Source organism: Enterococcus sp. DIV1083b, assembly GCF_051713705.1.
Classification (GTDB): Bacteria; Bacillota; Bacilli; order Lactobacillales; family Enterococcaceae; genus Enterococcus_D; species Enterococcus_D casseliflavus.
This window is the reverse complement of record NZ_JBIOQJ010000001.1, coordinates 2,685,062-2,703,675: the sequence shown is the minus strand read 5'-3', so window position 1 is coordinate 2,703,675 and position 18,614 is coordinate 2,685,062. Positions and strand designations below refer to the sequence as shown.

The following is an 18,614-nucleotide window of genomic DNA, read 5'->3' as shown; positions in this document are numbered from 1 at the left end:
TGTTTCCACCTACCTTGTTTTTTGAAAAGTAAGCCTTTTCAACGCTAGTATAGCATAGTATATTGGAAAAAATAGAGCATGTCTGTTTTTTTACATTTTTCATCTGTTTTTCTATTTTTTTCTAGCTATTGCCGGTGAAGGCTTAGCCTTCAGCAAAAACGGCAGTCTAGTTTTTCACATATTTGCTCTTGTTTTTTCATTTTTATTAACGAGGATTTCCATTACAATCACCTTGTAAGCGCAAACAAAAAGGAGTGTAGAAGAATGAAGAAAACTTTTTTAAAAGCAGCGAGCTTGTTGTTTCTTGGTGCGACCTTAGCAGCTTGTGGCAACAACGGCAATAGTAGCGGAAGCTCAGAAGCTGATGCAGATGGGAAAACGACGATTTCCTTTACCTGGTGGGGCTCAGAAGTCAGACACGAGAAGTATATCGAATCGATCAAAGAATTTGAGAAACAAAATCCTGACATCAAAGTTGAATATGAATATGGTTCTTGGGATGACCATTGGAAAAAACTAGCAACAAAAGCGGCTTCTGGAGAATTACCTGATGTGATCCAGATGGATGTGCAGTACATTGCGCAATATGGAACGAAAAATCAATTAGCAGATATGTCGGAATTTATCGGCAATGAGATTCAAACCGATGATATCAAAGAATCGATTTTAGCAACTGGCGAGTTAGATGGAAAAGTTTTTGGCATACCAACTTCTGTCAATACGATGGCGATGCTCTACAATCCATCATTGGTAGAACAAGGGGGCACTGGGATCAACTTTAGCAATTATACCTTCGATGACCTTGTAGAAAGTACGGCAGCGATCGCTGAAGCAACCGGTGATTATGGTTGGAATGATAACAATGACAACAGTACGATTTTACAATACTTTTTACGTACTAAAGGCGAAGATCTATACCAATACGATGCAGACGGCAAACCAGAGATCGGTTTTTCCAAAGAAAACTGGGTTGAATTTATGGGGGCTATCGCGGACCTTACGGAAGCCAAAGCAATGCCAACCGCAGAAGTGACTAGCAACGCCAACAGTATGGATCAATATCCGTTTTCACAAGGAAAAGCAGCCTATATGATGACTTGGTCCAATCAATACTTGACCTATAAGGCCTCCGCCGCAGAAGATGTCGAAATCAACTTGGCTCGTCCATTCGACTCAGAAAACGGGGCGATGGCGTATCGACCAGGGTTCTTTTATTCGATCGCGAATGCTTCTGAATCAAAAGAAGCAGCTGCGAAGTTTGTTGACTTTTTAGTAAATAGTGAAGAAGCCAATAAGATCATCGGTACTGAGCGGGGGATTCCTTCCAATGATGCCATCAAAGAATTGCTTTATGCCGACATGACACCAGAAGAACAAGAGTCCTCTGATTTCTTAGATGATATTGCAGACATCGTTGGTGATCCATCCCCAATCCCACCAATTGGGTTTGCTGAAATCAACACGTACTTTAAAGAGCTGTACGCAGAGATCACTTATGGCACCATGACACCAGAAGAAACTTATGATGCCTTTACGCAACGCTGCGAAGAAATTTTTGTAGAAAACTATCAATAAACATAGCTGCGGCGCCTTTACTGACTTTTTCAGTAAAGGCGTTTTTTTAGGAGAAGCAATGGAGGAAAAAATATAGGTCCTCTAGTTTTTCACATTTCTGTGCTTTTTTTTCTATTCATTCTTAAGAAGCACTTCGTTAAAATCAACTTGTAAGCGTAATCAACTATAGGAGGTAGGAAGTGAAAATTATGGAACTACAATCAAAATCACCCACGGCAAAAGAGCCTGGGAAACTCAAAAGCTGGTTTAATCGATTACCAGAATCAAAACAGAATATGGTTACAGGCTACTTATTTATCTCACCCTTCATCATTGGCTTTTTTGCTTTTATTATCGTCCCGATGGGGATTTCTCTTTTTATGTCTTTTCATGACTATGATTTATTGACAGAGGCGCAATTTGTTGGCTGGAATAACTTTAAGACGATTTTTACGAATGATCCCAAGTTTGTTCAGTCACTGACTGTTACGCTGAAATATGTTGTGTTGGCAGTCCCTTTACGGCTGATCGTCGCATTAGCAGTGGCGATGCTGATCAACCGCCCATCGAAATTAAGCGGCGCTTATCGGGTATTATTTTATATCCCTTCGATTTTAGGTGGGAGCGTGGCGGTCTCGATCATGTGGCGGAATCTTTTTGGCGATTCAGGGTTGATCAATGGCGTGCTAGCGGCGATCGGCTTAGACCCGATCTACTTCTTTAAAAGTCCTGGCTTAGCGTTGATGACCTTGATTTTATTAGCAGCGTGGCAATTTGGCTCGTCGATGTTGATTTTCTTATCCGGTTTGAAAAATATTCCGAAAGATTATTACGAAGCGGCAGAAATTGATGGGGCAGGAAAAATCAGGCAGTTTTTCAATATCACGGTTCCAGTCCTGACGCCAATCATCTTTTTCAATCTGATCTATCAAACGATCATGGCCTTTTTGACGTTTACACCTGCGTTTATCATTTCGAATGGGACGGGTTCACCTCGTAACGGCACGTTAGTCTATTCCTTGTACATGTATCAACGAGCCTTTACCGATTTCAAAATGGGCTATGCTTCAGCCTTAGCGTGGATTTTACTGGTCATCGTTGGGTTGATTACGATTCTGTTGTTCGCAACATCGAAATTTTGGGTGTTTAAAGAAAACGAGGAGGTTTGATTGATGCGTGAACAAAAACAAAATTATTTCTTTGATGCCGTGATCTTAGTTGCTGCATTACTGATGCTTTATCCGATTTTCTGGCTGCTGTTTAGTGCCTTTAAACCTAGTAGTGACATTTTTCGAACGGCAACGGAGTTGATCCCCCGAAGCTGGACGTTAGAAAATTTTACCAAGGGGTTTGAAGGGATCGCAGGGATTCCCTTCATTCGCTATATTTTCAACTCATTGCAAATCGCGTTGATTTCAATGGTAGGGGCGGTCTGTTCTTCGGCTGTCATTTCTTATGGATTTGGTCGAATTCCTTTCAAAGGAAAAGGCTTTTGGTTTGCTTGTATCTTGGTCACGATGATGCTGCCGCAAGAGATCATCATGGTGCCTCAGTATCTTTGGTTTAATCAATTAGGCTGGCTTAACTCGATTCGTCCGGTAACCGTTCCTTCATACTTCGGACAAGCTTTCTTTATTTTCATGATGGTTCAATTCGTCTCTGCGATCCCGACAGATTTAGATGAAGCAGCAAAAATGGACGGCTGTGGACGGGTCGGTATTTTCTTCCGCGTGATTCTACCGTTGATGAAGCCTTCCTTGGCAAACGCTGCGATCTTCTCTTTCTATTGGAAATGGGAAGAACTGATCGGACCGATGCTGTACCTTACACGTCCGCAAAACTACACGGTATCGATTGCCTTAAAGCAGTTCCTAGATGCTAGCAGCACCTCCAATTGGGGAGCGATGTTCGCGATGTCTGTCGTCTCCTTGCTGCCTGTGTTGATCATCTTCTTTATTTTCCAAAAATACATTGTTGAAGGCATCAGCACGACTGGTCTTAAATAAGTGTGGAAAAAGATATTCGCTGTTTTGGAATATCTTTTTTCTATTGAATGAATTCGTTGAAGAAAGGACAAACCGATGGAACCATTTCAAGTAATTGATTTTCATGTCGTACCAAGCACGATCGGCGCTCATCAAGCGACCCTTATTTGGGAGAAGCCGCTGCACGCCCAAGCTATTTTTGGTTATCAATTGTTTTTAGACAACGATTTGATCCAAACCAGACCAACAAACAAGACGCATTGGACGTTGACAAACTTATCTGCCGATCAAACGTATCAAGTAACGATCATCTGCCTCGATCATCAGGGGTGCCTGCTTACAAATACCGCAGTCACGACGACCTTTCGTACAAAGAAAAAAAGTGTTTTGTTAGATGTTACGCAAGCACCCTACCATGCTGATAGCGCAGGCAAAGAAGATAGTACCGCCATTCTCCAGCAAGCGATCAACGATTGCCCTAGCAATGGCACTGTCTGGATCCCAACAGGGGCGGTGATCCTTTCTGGTGCTTTGGAGCTAAAAAGCAATATGATTTTTCAGGTAGATGGCACATTGCAAGCAAGCCTCGACATAGAAACATATCGGGTTGCCCCTCACGAGTATTTAGGAAGCGTGAATCAAGAGGGCTTACCATTAAGCCGTTATGAAGGCTGGGAATTGTTTTGCTTCCGTTCATTGATCAACATTGGGTATATCGATCGGGGCGATCGAGGGCGTATCGTTTGTGAAAATATCCGTCTTTGTGGCAAAGGAACGATCATTGGTGGCGGGAATCCATTAGGACTGGCGATGCGAAACTCTTATGCAGACCGTGAACAGTATCCAGAATATGTTTCTGATGGAAAACCTGGAAGACGAGTAAGGGGACGTTTGATCTGTATGATGCAGGCCAAAAACATCCATTTGACAGAGTTGACGTTGATTGACCCACCATGCTGGACTGTCCATATGATTTACTGTGACACCGTTGTGACCCATGGGGTGAATATTCAGTCCAAAGGCATTGACAATGGCGATGGATGGGATCCAGATTCTTCGCAAAACTTGCTGATTTTTGACACCGTTTTTGATACGGGTGATGATTGTATCGCAATCAAATCTGGCAAAAATCCAGAAGGAAATCAGATCAATAGACCAGCGAAAAATATTCGGCTGTTTGATTTGGCTATTCGTGGGGGACATGGCATCGCGATTGGTAGTGAGCAATCTGGTGGTGTCGAAAATATCTCCTTTCGAGATTGTCAACTGACCAATACGCTTTATGGGCTAGAATTGAAAGCGCAGAATGATCGTGGTGGCTATATTCGTCAAGTGACGATCACCGATTGCCTGTTGGATCGTTTCATGGCTCATCCTGTTGCTTACAATGCCGATGGTCAGGCAGCCCAACAGTTACCGATCATTTCGGATATTTTGGTCAAGAATACCCGTATCGTAGGGCAGAACCCTTTGGTCGAGCTAAAAGGGTTTGTCGATGAACAAGCACAGCAGGTTTCACCGATCCAACGCGTTGCTTTTGAGTCAGTTGCCTTTGAATCAGATAAAGGGCAAAAGAAAATGATTTTTGAACAGTGTCAGGAGGTCAGCTTTAAAGAGGCAGCGATCATTGATCGAGCGGCCATAAGTGACGCAATAAGTTGCCAAGAAACAGTCGAACTATCCATGGTGGGACAAAAGAAACTCACGTAGAACAAGCTTTTGAAAATGATCTGCGTTGGTTCTCCCAATGAGAAACAGTTAGTTAAGCACCTTATTTCCTCCCCTGACAGGTTGCGCCTTTTTGCTTTTGTAGACAAAAAGGCGCATTTTTCTAACAAGAAAGGACGATGCAAAAAAAGACGATCCCCAGAAATCAAAAAGGACTTTCTTTTCCCGCTAAGGGGACTATAGTAAAGAATGTAGGGAAAAGGACGCCAGAAAGCACATGGGAAAAGACAACGAGATGTGCCAAGAGGAACGCTTTACTTGATGGACAGCGCCAGTAAGAAGCACTCAGTTCTATCTAACGAAATGATAGATGAAAAAAGGTTGGCGATGCGCAATTTTTACAATCATTTGTATCGACAAACCTATCAAAAGCTTAAAACAAAAACGTAGGAGGCAAGCAAGAATGGAAGACATCACGCAATTATTGCAACGAGAAATTGACCAAGCATCAACTGTGCAGGGAACAGTGATTACACCACCCGGCGCCTATCAAATCGGCGCATTGTTTTTAAAAAGCAATGTGCACTTGATTGTCTCAGAGGATACGATTCTGTATGGTAGTCAAGAACTGGCCGATTATCCCGAAGTAGATAATCGGGTCGCAGGGATCAATATGAAGTGGCCTGCAGCGATGATCAATGTTTTTCACGCAGAAAATGTCATGATCTCTGGAAAAGGAAAACTTGATGGTCGTGGAGAAATATGGTGGCAAACGTTTTGGGGAACAGATGAAGCCAGCGGGATGATGGCGGATTACGCAAAGAAAGGCTTACGCTGGGCAGCAGATTATGATTGCAAGCGCCCACGAAATATCCTTGTTTATGAAAGTCAGCAAGTAACCATCAAAGGCATTTCGTCGGTACAGTCGGGTTTTTGGAATACCCAAATCACGTATTCTCACCACATATTGATCGACGGCATCACGATAGACAATGGAAAAGGGCCTAGTACTGATGGCATCGATATTGATTCCTGTAAAGAAGTCACGATTCAAAATGCCTACATTTCCTGCAACGATGACAATATCTCGATCAAGGCGGGACGTGGGGCAGAAGCCTTAGCCCAGCAAAGAAGCTGTCGGAAAATCACGATCAAAGACTGTCAGTTAGGGTATGGTTCAGGAATTGCCATTGGTAGTGAAACTTCGGGTGGGATCGAAGAGATCAAAATCCAAAAAGTCGTCTTTGAGCAAACTGGCGCAGGGTTTCGGATCAAATCCGCCAACAATCGAGGTGGATTTATACGCAAGGTCACTGCTTCGGATTTAACGATGAAGGATGTTGGCTTTCCTTTTCTCTTACAAACAAATTGGTACCCAGATTATAGTTATCCAGAACTGCCAGCTGATTATGAGGAAGAGATTCCCGACTATTGGCACAAATTGATGGTACAACCAGCTATTCCAGTAGGTCCAGCAAAGGTCTGCGACATTACTATTGAAAACGTGCAAGCTACCAAAACAGGACAACAAAGCGTGCGTGCTTTTTTCATCGAGGCCAGCCCAGCAGAACCGATCCGCAATCTAACATTAAAAAATCTTTCCATCCATGCCGACGAGTTCGGCAAGATTGCAGGGGTTGAGAACTTAAAGATGGTGGAAACGATCGTCACTGCGTTAGCGCCGACCTTGGATCAAAATGATGTGTATGAGCGGTAGTAGAGAGACAACGAGAACGTACATCGCTAAGTAGGAAAAGAGAGGGGCACAATGAGGGAAAATCTTATAAAGAAATATATTGATACATTTAATCACAATGATGAAGAACTTTATTCTCAATGTATATCAAATGCTGACGCAGAAACCTGGATGATGCAAAACGTCCCAGTATTTACATGTAATCAACCATTATTTGAAGAAGCATATTATTTTCGATGGTGGGTATTTCGGAAGCATCTGAAAGCCACACCAGAGGGAACGATCATAACTGAGTTTTTACCACCCGTTCGTTGGTCAGGACCATACAATTCCATCAATTGTGCTGTTGGACATCATCTTTCCGAAGCTCGTTGGTTAAAATGTGGTCGCGAACTCATTCACGAATATGTTGATTTTTGGTTTAAAGGCAGTGGAAATCAGTATGCCTATTCGTCTTGGATCATTGATGCGATCAAAAATTATGCGATTCTTTGGACAGATGCTGAGTATGGTGTTCAGTTACTCCCTCATTTGGTAACCTTTTATCAAGAGATCGAAACACATCATCTGACTCGTTATGGTTTGTTTTGGTCAAATGATGACCGGGATGCCATGGAGTGTTCTATTAGTGGTAGCGGATTGAGGCCAACATTAAATAGTTACATGTATGCCAATGCCTTAGGAATTGCCTATTTTGCCGAGCAAGCAGGTGATTCTTCACTTGCTAAGGACTATCGAAATAAAGCGTCACTTTTAAAACAAAATATAATAAAGTATTTATGGGATTCTGAAGAAGAATTTTTTAAAGTGATTCCCTTAGAGGATAAAGATGCGCAAATTGCAACATTTGATTTTAAACAAATACCAAAGCAACACAATGTAAAAGAATTGATTGGCTATCTCCCTTGGCTCTTTGGTATTGCCGAAGATACTCATACGAGGGCTTGGCACTATTTGAATGATCCTATGTGTTTTCACGGTGAATATGGTCTGACTACAGCAGCCAGAGATCATCTGTGTTATAACTTACCTAGTGAGAAAAATCATGAGTGCCTTTGGAATGGACCATCTTGGCCGTTTGCCACAACCCAAACAATCGATGCAATGATAGCCTCACGGCAAAACAAAAATAGTCCACTTAAAGCAACAGACATTTCACGAGAATTGCTGACCTATGCGAATAGTTTTTATCGAAACAAAGCAGATGGGACAAAAGTCAATTGGCTTGATGAAAATATTGATCCAGATACAGGAGAATGGCTTTCCAGAAAAATTTTAAAAGACCAGAACTGGCCCATAGGAAAAGGTGGTTATGAACGTGGAAAAGATTACAATCATTCTGCTTACAGTGATTTATTCATTCGTGGATATTGTGGTATTCATCTTTCTGATGAGGGACTACTGACGATCGATCCAATTAAAGATACGACGCTTGAGTATTTTTCTTTTGAGGATTTGCCGATGAAAGGTGATTTTATTTCTGTCTGGTATGATCGATCAGGAGAACATTTTGGCAAGGGCGAAGGCATTACGGTATTGATCGATGGCAAACACTATCAGAGTAAAAATAAGATTGAAATCAGTTTGTAAAGGACCAAGAAATTGGTCTTTTTTAATTTGAAAAATTTACAGCCTAAATGGTTTGGTCACAAGTAGCTTCTTAAGAGAATGTGCTACTTAAGTAAGAAAGACCTATCCATCTATTTAGAAGCATAGCATGAAATTAGAGACGGATAGAGAAAAGAGAGCGAAGATTTTAAGCCAAGAGCCAGTGCTTCAGATGTTCTTACTTTTTTTGGAAAGGGAAGACTCAGCAGATCGTTGTCAACAAACCCCTACCTAGCCATATATCATCGATTAACAAAAAATGTCAATTGCTGGAAATCCTGCTTTTCGTTATGCTTTTGGTATTGAAAGCGGTTTATTTAATCGGGCTCAACAACAAAATCTAAGGAGGAAAAGTAGTGAAAAAATTAAGTACGATTCTTGGTTTGGGGTTACTATCAGTCGCCTTTTTGACGGCATGTGGGAAGGAGGAAGCAGGTTCCACAACAGATTATGATACGATTTCGATTTTATCACCGTACATTGAAACAGAACCACCTACAAGTGACAACGAGATTTTAAAGCAATTAGAGGCTCACACCGGCAAAAATATTGATATTACCTGGGCACCCAATACATCCTATGAGGATAAAATGAATATTACGTTAGCTTCAGATGATATTCCAGAAGTGATGGTCATTCAAGGAAAATCAGGAGGATTTATCAAATCAGCAGAAAATGGCGCTTTTTGGGATTTGACCGACTATTTAGCTGATTATCCTAATCTCTCTCAATCTAACGAGGATGTTTTGCGTAATTCTTCTGTGAATGGCAAAGTGTACGGAATTTATCGGAAACGTGATGCGATGCGGACCGCGGTGATCATCCGAAAAGATTGGTTAGAAAACTTAAACTTAGATGTACCAGAAACGATCGATGATCTCTATGAGGTTGCCAAAGCATTTACTGAGAACGATCCCGATGGGAATGGTGAAAATGATACGTTTGGTTTGATTATTCCCCAATGGCCTGGCTCGATCAATTCAAATAGTCCTTACGATGTGTTAGCTACTTGGTTTGGGGCAGGAAATGCTTGGAAAGAAATAGACGGCACTTTAGAGCCATCCTTTATGCAACCAGAATACCTAGAATCAATGCAATTTGTTAAAGATATGGTGGAACAAGGCTATGTCAATCGTGATTTTGCAACCATGGCAGCAGATAAATGGGATGAGCCGTTTATCAATGGACGTGGTGGGATCATTATTGATACGTATTCACGAGCAGCACAAATCAGTAATAAATTATTGCAAGCTGGAGAAGAAGACCTCGTCGTCTTTACAGGGAATTTAAAAGATAATAGCGGTACGATGAATGCGTTACCGACAGATGGCTATTCTGGTTTCTTGGCGATTCCTAAGTCGAGTGTCCAGACAGAGGAACATCTAAAAGAGGTGTTGACGTTCCTTGATAAATTAAATGATAAAGAAGCACAGGTATTGCTGAACAACGGAATCGAAGGAATCAATTTTGAAGTAGTGGATGGAATGTCCGTCGCGCTAGAAGGATCAGAAGCTGAAGCGTTAGCCAATGCGGTCAAAGGGTACTCACAAATTGGGATGAATGTAACGGAAGATACCCTGTACTATATTGCTAAGCCTGATACAGAAGCGGCTACTGAAAGCTATGAAAAACGATTGTCATTGATGGAAGCTGATTTAGAGCACGCTGTCTTTAACCCAGCAGCCTCCTATAATACAGATACGTATGTAACAAAAGGGGCACAGCTTGATCAGATCATTAGTGATGCGCGGGTTCAATTTATTGCAGGACAAATCGATGAAGCGGGTTGGGAAGCTGCGAACGAACTTTGGAAGAATCAAGGAGGCACGCAGCTGATGGAAGAAACGAATGCCCTTCATCAAGCACAATAACGACAGTCGAAGAAGGTTGAGTGGATCTTGCTCTCAACCTTTTTCTTTTTCAATAATTTTATTCAGCTAATTATTCAGCTAATAAAATGGAGTACTATTTAGGTGAGACGAGACAGGTAGTAAGAAATCAGAAAAGAAAAAATGGAAAAAAACAAGTGGAAACCCTAATCTAACGCTTGATATCAAGGAATTCAAAAAAAGTCAATTGTTAGAAATGTAGGTCAAGTTTACTATGAAAAGAGAAAAGTAGCTCATATACGCATAAAAGGAGAAGAAGAAATGTTAGCGAAATTGATCTATGAAAATCCGCTGAATCAAGCAGCAGATATTCAACACTTTATTGCTGAAGGAGAGCCCAAAATTACTTTCCAAGACGGGATGATTCTGGCGAATACGTATTCTGAAGAATCAAACAAACAACCACATTTTGTTTTATGGATGCCTCAACAATTTCCAGCGGACCTACGAATCACCTGGCAGTTTCAACCACTGGCTGAACCAGGCTTATGTATGCTCTTTTTTGCAGCAACCAATCGCAAGGGTGGCTCGATCTTCGATTCTGGAGTACCCAAACGAACCGGGGCATATCCCGAGTATCATTCTGGAGGGATCAATGCTTACCACCTTTCTTATTTTCGAAGAAAGTATGAGGAGGAACGGGCGTTTGAAACGTGTAATTTGCGCAAAAGCCATGGGTTTCATCTGGTCGCCCAAGGCGCAGACCCACTTCCGAGTGTAGCAGATGCCCGAGGGTTTTATCACCTAAGAATCGATAAGGTAGGTGCAACGATTTCCTTTTGGATCAACGACTTATTGGTGTTAAGGTACCTTGATGAGGAACAGTTTGGTCCCGTATTAACTAAAGGAGCGATCGGATTTCGGCAAATGGCGCCAATGAAGGCCCGCTATAAAGACTTGAAGGTATATTCCTTAGAGGAGGAACGGTGATGAATTGGCAGAAAGCATATCAAGCAGCAGATTTTGTCTTTTATTGTTTGCTGATAAATGTAACCGTTATTATAGGTGCGCTAGTAGGTGGGATCATCTTTGGACTGGCGCCTAGCGTACAAGCAGGATTCCACGTAGCAAAGAAAACCCTTAAACAGGAATCGCCGCCTTTTTTTCAAACGTTCTTTGGGTATTACCGCAGGAACTTTTGGCGATCGAATCGCTTGGGCTTACCGATCATTCTCTTTTATTTGTGCCCCATGATGGTGATCCAGCAAGGATTTTTAGCGGCATTGACTCAAACAGGCTTGATCCTATTAATCGTTAGCCAATGCGTCGCGATCGCTGTGATCAATACATTGCTTAGCATGTACGAATATTATGTGCTCCCAACGAAGAAGTACCTAGGCGCTTCGCTACGCTTTCTTTTTTTTCAACCTATTGGCACCTTTTTAGGCGTCCTTTGGTTTGGGATTTGTAGTACGATCAGCTTTTTTCTCCCCGGTCTCCTTCCATTTTTAAGTATTGGGATGTGGATCATTGGCACAATGGGGATTTACTTGAAATTATTTGATGAAAATGAACAAAAGCTAAAGCAACAAAACGATGCAGTTCAACCTGCAGAGAGGGAAGAGGAGGAAATCGAACATGGCATTGAAATGGCTCAAAAATAAACCTAAGGGAAAACGTGGGCTGAGTTTTGGGTATCCATGGGAAAAAGGAGCTTTACAACCTGAGGTTTTAAGGGAGGAACTGTTTTTGCTGGGGGAGGAACCGCTGCAAACGAAAGTACTGGCTTACTGGCCAGATGGCAGTGTGAAATGGACAGGACACAGTGGTCTGGTGGCAGAAACGACGCAGTTACTTTTTCAAAGAAAACAGCATGTCCAGAAGAAACAGGCGATTGCTAGGGAAGCTTACAACGGTATTTATTTTGACAACGGTACGATCAAAGGCTTCTTCCCGAAACATGGGGAAGGGAAAAATGTATTGGACTGGGTAGCGGTCAAGGGGCAGAAAAAATTGCAAGATCTTCACGCAATCCTGCAATACCAAAACAAAAAGGTGCAGTCCAAAGTAACGGACTTGATGTTGGAAGAAAATGGTTCAGAAAAAGCCGTTATCAAAGTATCGGGCGTCATTGAGATCAATCAAGAAGTGGTGCAAGAGTTTATTTTACGGTTCCGCATCTTTCGCGAAATCAGCAAATTGGAAATCATTCATACGGTCATTATCATCAAACCACTTGCTTATGAAGGCATGGGGATAGCATTTGATTATGCGTTGACAGGTGAAAATTGGAATCGACAAGTCAAATTTATTGCAGATGCTGTGTATCATGAAGCGGCACAATTGTTACTTTCACGGCGACACTATCAGCAAAACATTCCCTATCAAGAACAAGCCAGTGGACAGCTCGTTTCATTGACCTCAGCGGACGAGCCGATGCTGTCTCATGCGGTGGAAAATGCTATTTGGGACAATTTTCGGGTCAATCAAATCAATCATCGGTCATTTGAATTAGAAAAACAGACCGAAGCTGGGTACTGTTGGTTGCCCATTGGGGATGGCGAGCATTATTCTGGTACCTTTTACGCTGGGGGAGAAACCGGCGGCGTTGCTTGCAGCATGGAGAAATTTTGGGAAAAAGCACCATCTGCGATCGAGGTGACAGGCATCACCCAAAAAGAAACCCAAATCTCGATGTGGCAGTGGTCACCGAATGCCAAGACAATGGATTTTCAGCACTATTCCAAACGTGATCATATGCTTAGTGGATACGAAGGAATGGAAGAGATTCGTTCGACGGCAGTTGGCGTAGCAAATACGACGCGTTGTTGGTTGGATCTATATGAAGAAGCCCCGTCAGAAGAAGTGTTGCTGGGCTTAGCTCAAGAAAACCAAGAACCTGCCCAGATCGTTTCATTGCCAGAGCGTTATCAAGAGACGAAGGTTTTTGGCAGGATCAGTTTACCAGATGAATCAACGAAAACGAAACAGTTGCTGGAGCAACAATTGGCTGAGATGCGTCAATTCTATTTAGCAGAAGTCCAACAAAGAAGTTGGTATGGCTATTGGAACTATGGTGATGTCATGCATACCTATGATCAGTTTCGACACCAATGGCGCTACGATCTTGGTGGGTACGCTTGGCAAAACACTGAACTGGTCCCAAACATGTGGCTTTGGCTAGATTTCTTACGGACTGGTGATCCAAGCGTCTACTATCTGGCTGAAAGCATGACGAGACATACTTCAGAAGTCGATCAGTATCATGCTGGTGAATACAAAGGATTAGGGTCACGGCATAATGTCGTTCATTGGGGCTGCCAAGCTAAAGAAGTTCGAATTTCAATGGCGGGTCTCCATCGCTACTACTACTATTTAACAGCGGATGAACGCATTGGGGAGATTATGGAACAAGTCAAAGACAATGAAACCTATGCTTTTGATGCGTTACCACCGATGCGCGAGTTTTATGAACGAGAAACGAAGCGGATACCGATTCGCATCGGACCAGATTGGGCTGCGCTAGTCTCGAACTGGTTTACCCAGTGGGAACGGACGAATGATCCTGTTTACCTTGAAAAAATTCGCACGGGCATCACCTGCATCAAAGCCATGCCCCAGCGCCTATTGTCTGGTCCCACAGTGTTATTTGATCCACAAGACAAAACCTTATCTTATATGGGAACTGGGAATTTTGGCGGCTATCACATGGTCATCTCCTTTGGGGCGCCGCAAGTTTGGTTAGAACTTGCTCAAGTGCTGGAAGACCCCGAGTGGACAGAGATGTTAGGGGAGTTTGGCTGGTTTTATAGCTTGAGTCCTGAGAGAAAAGCAGAAGAATCAAACGGGGTACTGACGGAACCTCATTTTGCCTGGCCAATGTTTGCGTCGACGATGATGGCCTTTGCTGGGCGAGTGCGTAACGATCAAGCAATCAGCCAAAGGGCTTGGCAGTTATTGCTTGATAATGACAAATCGGGTGTTCCATTGCCGATCGAAGCGACCATTGAAGCAGCGACAACGTGGAAAAAAATAAAAGAAATGCCGTGGGTATCGACCAATGTGCTGGCACAGTGGGGTCTAAATACGATTTGTTGTTTAGCACTGATCGGAGCGGAGTTAGAGGAGGAGAATGAATGGAAACAACAATAAAAAAAGTGCCGAAAACGAAAGAGCAATGGGGGAGTTTTCTCAACCATTTTAAACAAAATAAATGGCTCTATATTTTGACGATTCCCGGGATCATCTATTTTGCAGTATTTCGTTATGCACCGATGTATGGGTTGATCATTGCTTTCAAAGATTATGTGCCCTTTTTAGGAATCGCAGATAGTCCATGGGTCGGAACACAAAATTTTATGGATTTCTTCAATAATCCTGATTTCTTTCGGATCTTGTGGAACACGTTGATGATTGCCTTTTTAAACATCTTCTTTTCGTTTCCTGCACCCATCTTTTTGGCACTGTTACTGAATGAATTGCGCAACAAGCTGTTTCAGCGGACCATTCAAACCTTCGTCTATGTACCACATTTTCTTTCATGGACGATCGTCGTTAGTCTTTGGCATATCTTATTCAACATCGATCATGGAGCGATCACTCAATTTATCGCTTCGTTGACAGGCGTTGAAATCGACTTTCTCTCAGACCCGCAATGGTTCCGCCCCATGATCGTAATGCAATCGATTTGGAAAGAGATCGGTTGGGGGACCATTATTTATTTAGCTGCCTTATCAGGTGTGGATCAGGAACAATACGAAGCCGCGATCATGGATGGTGCAGGACGTTTTCGTCGTGTGTGGCACATCACTTTGCCTGCGATTCGTTCGACGATCATCATTATGCTGATCATGCGGATCGGGTCGATTTTGTCTACGGGGTTTGATCAGATTTTCTTGATGACCAATCAGTTGAACCGAACAGTAGCAGATGTTTTTGATACGTATGTGTATATGATGGGGATCACCAATGGCGCTTACAGTTACTCAACAGCCGTCGGATTATTTAAATCGATCGTTGGGATCATCCTCGTACTTTGTACCAATAAATTAGCGAAACGCTTTGGCGAAAGCGGCTTATACTAAGGAGGAAAAAGATGGATACTTTACACAATACGAAGGCAGGGAAAATATTTGACATTTTTAATGCGCTATTTTTGGCATTGATTGGGTTATTCATGGTGATTCCTTTTATTTATGTGATCGCAGGTTCATTTGCTACGGAGTTAGAATTGACCACACGTTCGTTTTTCTTATGGCCAAATGAGATCAGTCTCGACTCCTATCGCTTTATTTTTTCAACCAACACCTTTATCCGTAGTTTGCTTGTAACGGTCGGCGTTACCATCGTTGGCACGCTGGTGCAGCTTTTCTGTACCTTCACCTTTGCCTATCCTTTATCACGCAAGCACCTAAAAGGACGGAACACCTTGTTGAATCTCGTGATTTTTGCAATGCTCTTTTCAGGTGGGATGATCCCAACGTTTATCGTGGTGAAAAATTTAGGACTGATCAATTCTTATTGGGCATTGATTTTGCCAATCGCGATCAATCCGTTCAACTTAATGATCATCAAAAACTTTTTCCAAGAAATGCCGATCGAATTGGAAGAATCCGCCAAGATGGATGGCTGTACGGAACTAGGGATCTTATGGAAAATCATTTTGCCTTTATCAAAACCAGTGATCGCGACCTTCACCCTTTTTTACGCCGTTGGTATCTGGAACGACTTCATGAGTGGATTGCTCTATATCAACGATTCAGCAAAATGGCCGATTCAGTTATTGTTAAGACAGATCACGATGGCCTCCAGTGGTGCCAATGCGTTAGCAAGTATGGACCCCAACTATGTGCCGCCTGAACAAGGAATCAAATTTGCAGTCATCATTGTGGCGACTTTACCAATTTTGATCTTCTATCCGTTTTTGCAAAAACATTTTGCCAAAGGAATGCTGATTGGATCCGTCAAAGGATGATACACTTCAATAGTTGTGGATAGGTTGTCATGCGTTTTTTCGCATGACAATTTGTTACATAAAATCTATTACAAGGGTGTTTGGGAATGAAGTACTTTAAAACAGGCGGTTTTCATCGAAAACTGCAGCTAGCCAGTCTATGGATCGTCGTGCCGCTATTAGCCGTTGCAATCTTTTTGCATGCCTATTTGATCGGACCATTACAACGATCGTATCAAGAACTAAACAATCGCCAAGTCGAAGGAATCGTTAGTAACATCAACCAACAGTTCTCGCAGCTGGAAGTGACTTTAAGCGTTTGGGGGCAATCGTTTCAAAGGCGCTACCAAGAAGATTTATTGGAAACGACGAATTATCAGACGTTGATCCAGCTGTCGGAAGAATTGTTTTACTTAACCAATAGCTCCAATTATGTCAATCGAATCGGTATTTATTCGCTCGGAGAGGCGCCCTTTGGGATTGAAAGTGGCGGCACGTATGAATTAACGCTCGAGCAAACCAAAACAGCATTTGAACGCTATCGGATCGATAATGGTAGGCAGTATCAGTGGAAGATCATTGAAGAAGAGGATGAATTGATTTTTGTACAAAACATTGATAGCCAAGGTGAAGATCAGCCTAAAATTTTTTTAGTTGCAACGATCGACGAGCAATCATTGTTAAAGTATTTTTATGATACTCAAATTGAAAATGGTCTCGCAGCGATTTCCTTTAATCATGAGAGTTTTCGTTTTATTGGCGATCAGAACTTAGCGAATGTTATCCAACCGCTGAGTGAGGAGCATCAAGGAACCTGGGTCGAATCGATCAATGGCAATGATTATAGCATGATCGCCGTAAACAGTACGCGACTCAACCAAATATGGACATTTTATACCGTCGTTCCCTTAGCATTGATTACCGAGCCAGTCACTCATTTGGCTAGAGTGCTGATCGTCGTAAGTATTCTTTTTATTGCTTGTGTGGCAGTCATGAGTCTCTTTTTGGCAAAAAAACAATACCAACCTTTTGAAAAAACGATGGATCAGCTCTTTGGTAATACCCAATGGAAAAAAGAAAACGATCTGGAGTTTTTGGTGGACCGTTGGCAACAATTAAGTCGGGAAAAAGGATTGCTACAAAATCAGGCGGAACGCTTTCAAGATTCGCTGAAGCGGCAAGTGATCCAACATTTGATGGAAGGGTATTATGGCTATTTGTCAGAGGAAGAATCGCAACAATTACTGCAGCAAAAAAACTGGCGCTTAAGTGACCCAGGGTATCGCTTGTTTTATTTCCAACTCAATGATCTATTAAGCAATCAAGCAAATTCCCAAGATGAAACCCACATTTTGTTTGCGTTAGAAAACATAATAGCGGATGTCACAGCTATGTTTTTCCCAGAATCAACCATCGTTTCGTCAAATGAAGGACGGATTTTGGTTTTTGTGGTCAATCAAGAGCAGCAACTGACAGATTACTTCACGATGGTCACCAAGCAAATCAATTTGATCGTCTGCCGTTATGTCACCATCGTTAGTTCGCAACAAGAAACTGAGATTCGCAAGTTGCCTGAAGTTGCCCAACGTCTCAAAAAGCAAATCCATCTGCAACGGTTGATTCCCGAAAATCAAGTGCTTCAAGGAGAGAACATGCGCCCGCTGCCGAAGTATTCTCTTTCGCAAGAAAATTTGATTTTAACAGCGCTGAAAAGTGGCTATCATGAAGAATTGCAACGAAGTGTCCAGCGATTTTTGGAACAGGTCGTGGCAGAAAACAATCAACAGGCTGCGGTGATCTATGTGGTCAATCGACTGTATGATCAAGTCGATTACCTTTTAAATGAAAATGGTGTCTCACGAACGGATTATATATCGAAAACGGTTGTGTTAGAGCGAATCGAACGACTTTTAGACATCAATCAGATCCAAGCCTTTTTGTACCATCATTTCTTAAAGCCCGTCTCCATCCTCTGGCAAGAAAATGTCGCTAATTCTTATAGTGAAATGATCCAAAAAGTAGCGGAGTACATCCAATCTGATTTTCGCAATGAACAAATTTCCTTAGAATATGTTGCGGATCGTTTCGAAGTAGACCCAATCTTTTTGAGTAAGGAGTTCAAGCGTGCCAAGCAGGTCAACTTTATTGATTATTTAACCAATGTTCGCATCGTAGAAGCAAAACGGCAGTTGCTAGAAACCGATCATCAAATCAATGAAATCGCAGAAAACCTTGGGTATAATCCCAGTTACTTCAATCGTTTATTTAAAAAGTGCACGGGAATGACCCCAGGACAATATCGAAAAGGTCAGAGCTGATCA

Annotated in this window: 13 protein-coding genes; all 13 read left to right on the top strand. The window is 42.3% G+C overall.

The window, feature by feature from the left end:
- Positions 1 to 264: 264 nt before the first annotated feature.
- Positions 265 to 1,575 carry an ABC transporter substrate-binding protein gene (locus tag IGI69_RS12615; RefSeq protein WP_438741027.1) on the top strand — a complete coding sequence of 437 codons (1,311 nt, stop codon included), beginning with the start codon at positions 265 to 267 and terminating at the stop codon, positions 1,573 to 1,575.
- A 188-nt stretch (positions 1,576 to 1,763) separates the two neighbouring features.
- Complete coding sequence (locus IGI69_RS12610; protein WP_016608843.1) at positions 1,764 to 2,723, top strand: carbohydrate ABC transporter permease; 960 nt, start codon at positions 1,764 to 1,766, stop codon at positions 2,721 to 2,723.
- A gap of 3 nt (positions 2,724 to 2,726) precedes the next feature.
- Complete coding sequence (locus IGI69_RS12605) at positions 2,727 to 3,560, top strand: carbohydrate ABC transporter permease (RefSeq protein WP_005234188.1); 834 nt, start codon at positions 2,727 to 2,729, stop codon at positions 3,558 to 3,560.
- Positions 3,561 to 3,635: 75 nt separating this feature from the next.
- Positions 3,636 to 5,249, top strand: a complete 1,614-nt coding sequence (locus IGI69_RS12600) for a glycosyl hydrolase family 28 protein (protein WP_438741025.1) — start codon at positions 3,636 to 3,638, stop codon at positions 5,247 to 5,249.
- A gap of 421 nt (positions 5,250 to 5,670) precedes the next feature.
- The gene (locus IGI69_RS12595) at positions 5,671 to 6,924 is read left to right on the top strand and encodes a glycoside hydrolase family 28 protein (protein ID WP_438741023.1); all 1,254 of its coding nucleotides are present in this window, start codon (positions 5,671 to 5,673) and stop codon (positions 6,922 to 6,924) included.
- 51 nt (positions 6,925 to 6,975) lie between these two features.
- Positions 6,976 to 8,493: an MGH1-like glycoside hydrolase domain-containing protein gene (locus tag IGI69_RS12590; RefSeq protein WP_438741021.1), complete on the top strand. Its 1,518-nt coding sequence runs from the start codon at positions 6,976 to 6,978 to the stop codon at positions 8,491 to 8,493.
- Positions 8,494 to 8,867: 374 nt separating this feature from the next.
- Complete coding sequence (locus IGI69_RS12585) at positions 8,868 to 10,382, top strand: extracellular solute-binding protein (RefSeq protein WP_438741019.1); 1,515 nt, start codon at positions 8,868 to 8,870, stop codon at positions 10,380 to 10,382.
- Between the two features lie 279 nt (positions 10,383 to 10,661).
- On the top strand, positions 10,662 to 11,330 hold the full coding sequence (locus IGI69_RS12580) for a DUF1961 family protein (RefSeq protein ID WP_438741016.1): 669 nt from the start codon (positions 10,662 to 10,664) through the stop codon (positions 11,328 to 11,330).
- Complete coding sequence (locus IGI69_RS12575) at positions 11,330 to 12,004, top strand: YesL family protein (protein WP_010749862.1); 675 nt, start codon at positions 11,330 to 11,332, stop codon at positions 12,002 to 12,004. The genes IGI69_RS12580 and IGI69_RS12575 overlap by 1 nt, the downstream gene beginning before the upstream one ends.
- Positions 11,979 to 14,492 (top strand): hypothetical protein, encoded by a 2,514-nt coding sequence (locus tag IGI69_RS12570; RefSeq protein ID WP_438741014.1) that lies wholly within the window; start codon positions 11,979 to 11,981, stop codon positions 14,490 to 14,492. The genes IGI69_RS12575 and IGI69_RS12570 overlap by 26 nt, the downstream gene beginning before the upstream one ends.
- The gene (locus IGI69_RS12565) at positions 14,477 to 15,424 is read left to right on the top strand and encodes an ABC transporter permease (RefSeq protein ID WP_005234199.1); all 948 of its coding nucleotides are present in this window, start codon (positions 14,477 to 14,479) and stop codon (positions 15,422 to 15,424) included. Before IGI69_RS12570 ends, IGI69_RS12565 begins: the two co-directional genes overlap by 16 nt.
- Before the next feature lie 11 nt (positions 15,425 to 15,435).
- Positions 15,436 to 16,314 (top strand): carbohydrate ABC transporter permease, encoded by an 879-nt coding sequence (locus IGI69_RS12560; protein WP_005234200.1) that lies wholly within the window; start codon positions 15,436 to 15,438, stop codon positions 16,312 to 16,314.
- An 86-nt stretch (positions 16,315 to 16,400) separates the two neighbouring features.
- The gene (locus IGI69_RS12555; protein WP_438741012.1) at positions 16,401 to 18,611 is read left to right on the top strand and encodes a helix-turn-helix transcriptional regulator; all 2,211 of its coding nucleotides are present in this window, start codon (positions 16,401 to 16,403) and stop codon (positions 18,609 to 18,611) included.
- Positions 18,612 to 18,614: the final 3 nt, after the last annotated feature.

Coding starts and splice junctions, on each gene's coding strand:
- IGI69_RS12615 (WP_438741027.1), top strand. CDS start 265: ATGAAGAAAACTTTTTTAAAAGCAGCGAGCTTGTTGTTTCTTGGTGCG.
- IGI69_RS12610 (WP_016608843.1), top strand. CDS start 1,764: ATGGAACTACAATCAAAATCACCCACGGCAAAAGAGCCTGGGAAACTC.
- IGI69_RS12605 (WP_005234188.1), top strand. CDS start 2,727: ATGCGTGAACAAAAACAAAATTATTTCTTTGATGCCGTGATCTTAGTT.
- IGI69_RS12600 (WP_438741025.1), top strand. CDS start 3,636: ATGGAACCATTTCAAGTAATTGATTTTCATGTCGTACCAAGCACGATC.
- IGI69_RS12595 (WP_438741023.1), top strand. CDS start 5,671: ATGGAAGACATCACGCAATTATTGCAACGAGAAATTGACCAAGCATCA.
- IGI69_RS12590 (WP_438741021.1), top strand. CDS start 6,976: ATGAGGGAAAATCTTATAAAGAAATATATTGATACATTTAATCACAAT.
- IGI69_RS12580 (WP_438741016.1), top strand. CDS start 10,662: ATGTTAGCGAAATTGATCTATGAAAATCCGCTGAATCAAGCAGCAGAT.
- IGI69_RS12575 (WP_010749862.1), top strand. CDS start 11,330: ATGAATTGGCAGAAAGCATATCAAGCAGCAGATTTTGTCTTTTATTGT.
- IGI69_RS12570 (WP_438741014.1), top strand. CDS start 11,979: ATGGCATTGAAATGGCTCAAAAATAAACCTAAGGGAAAACGTGGGCTG.
- IGI69_RS12565 (WP_005234199.1), top strand. CDS start 14,477: ATGGAAACAACAATAAAAAAAGTGCCGAAAACGAAAGAGCAATGGGGG.
- IGI69_RS12560 (WP_005234200.1), top strand. CDS start 15,436: ATGGATACTTTACACAATACGAAGGCAGGGAAAATATTTGACATTTTT.
- IGI69_RS12555 (WP_438741012.1), top strand. CDS start 16,401: ATGAAGTACTTTAAAACAGGCGGTTTTCATCGAAAACTGCAGCTAGCC.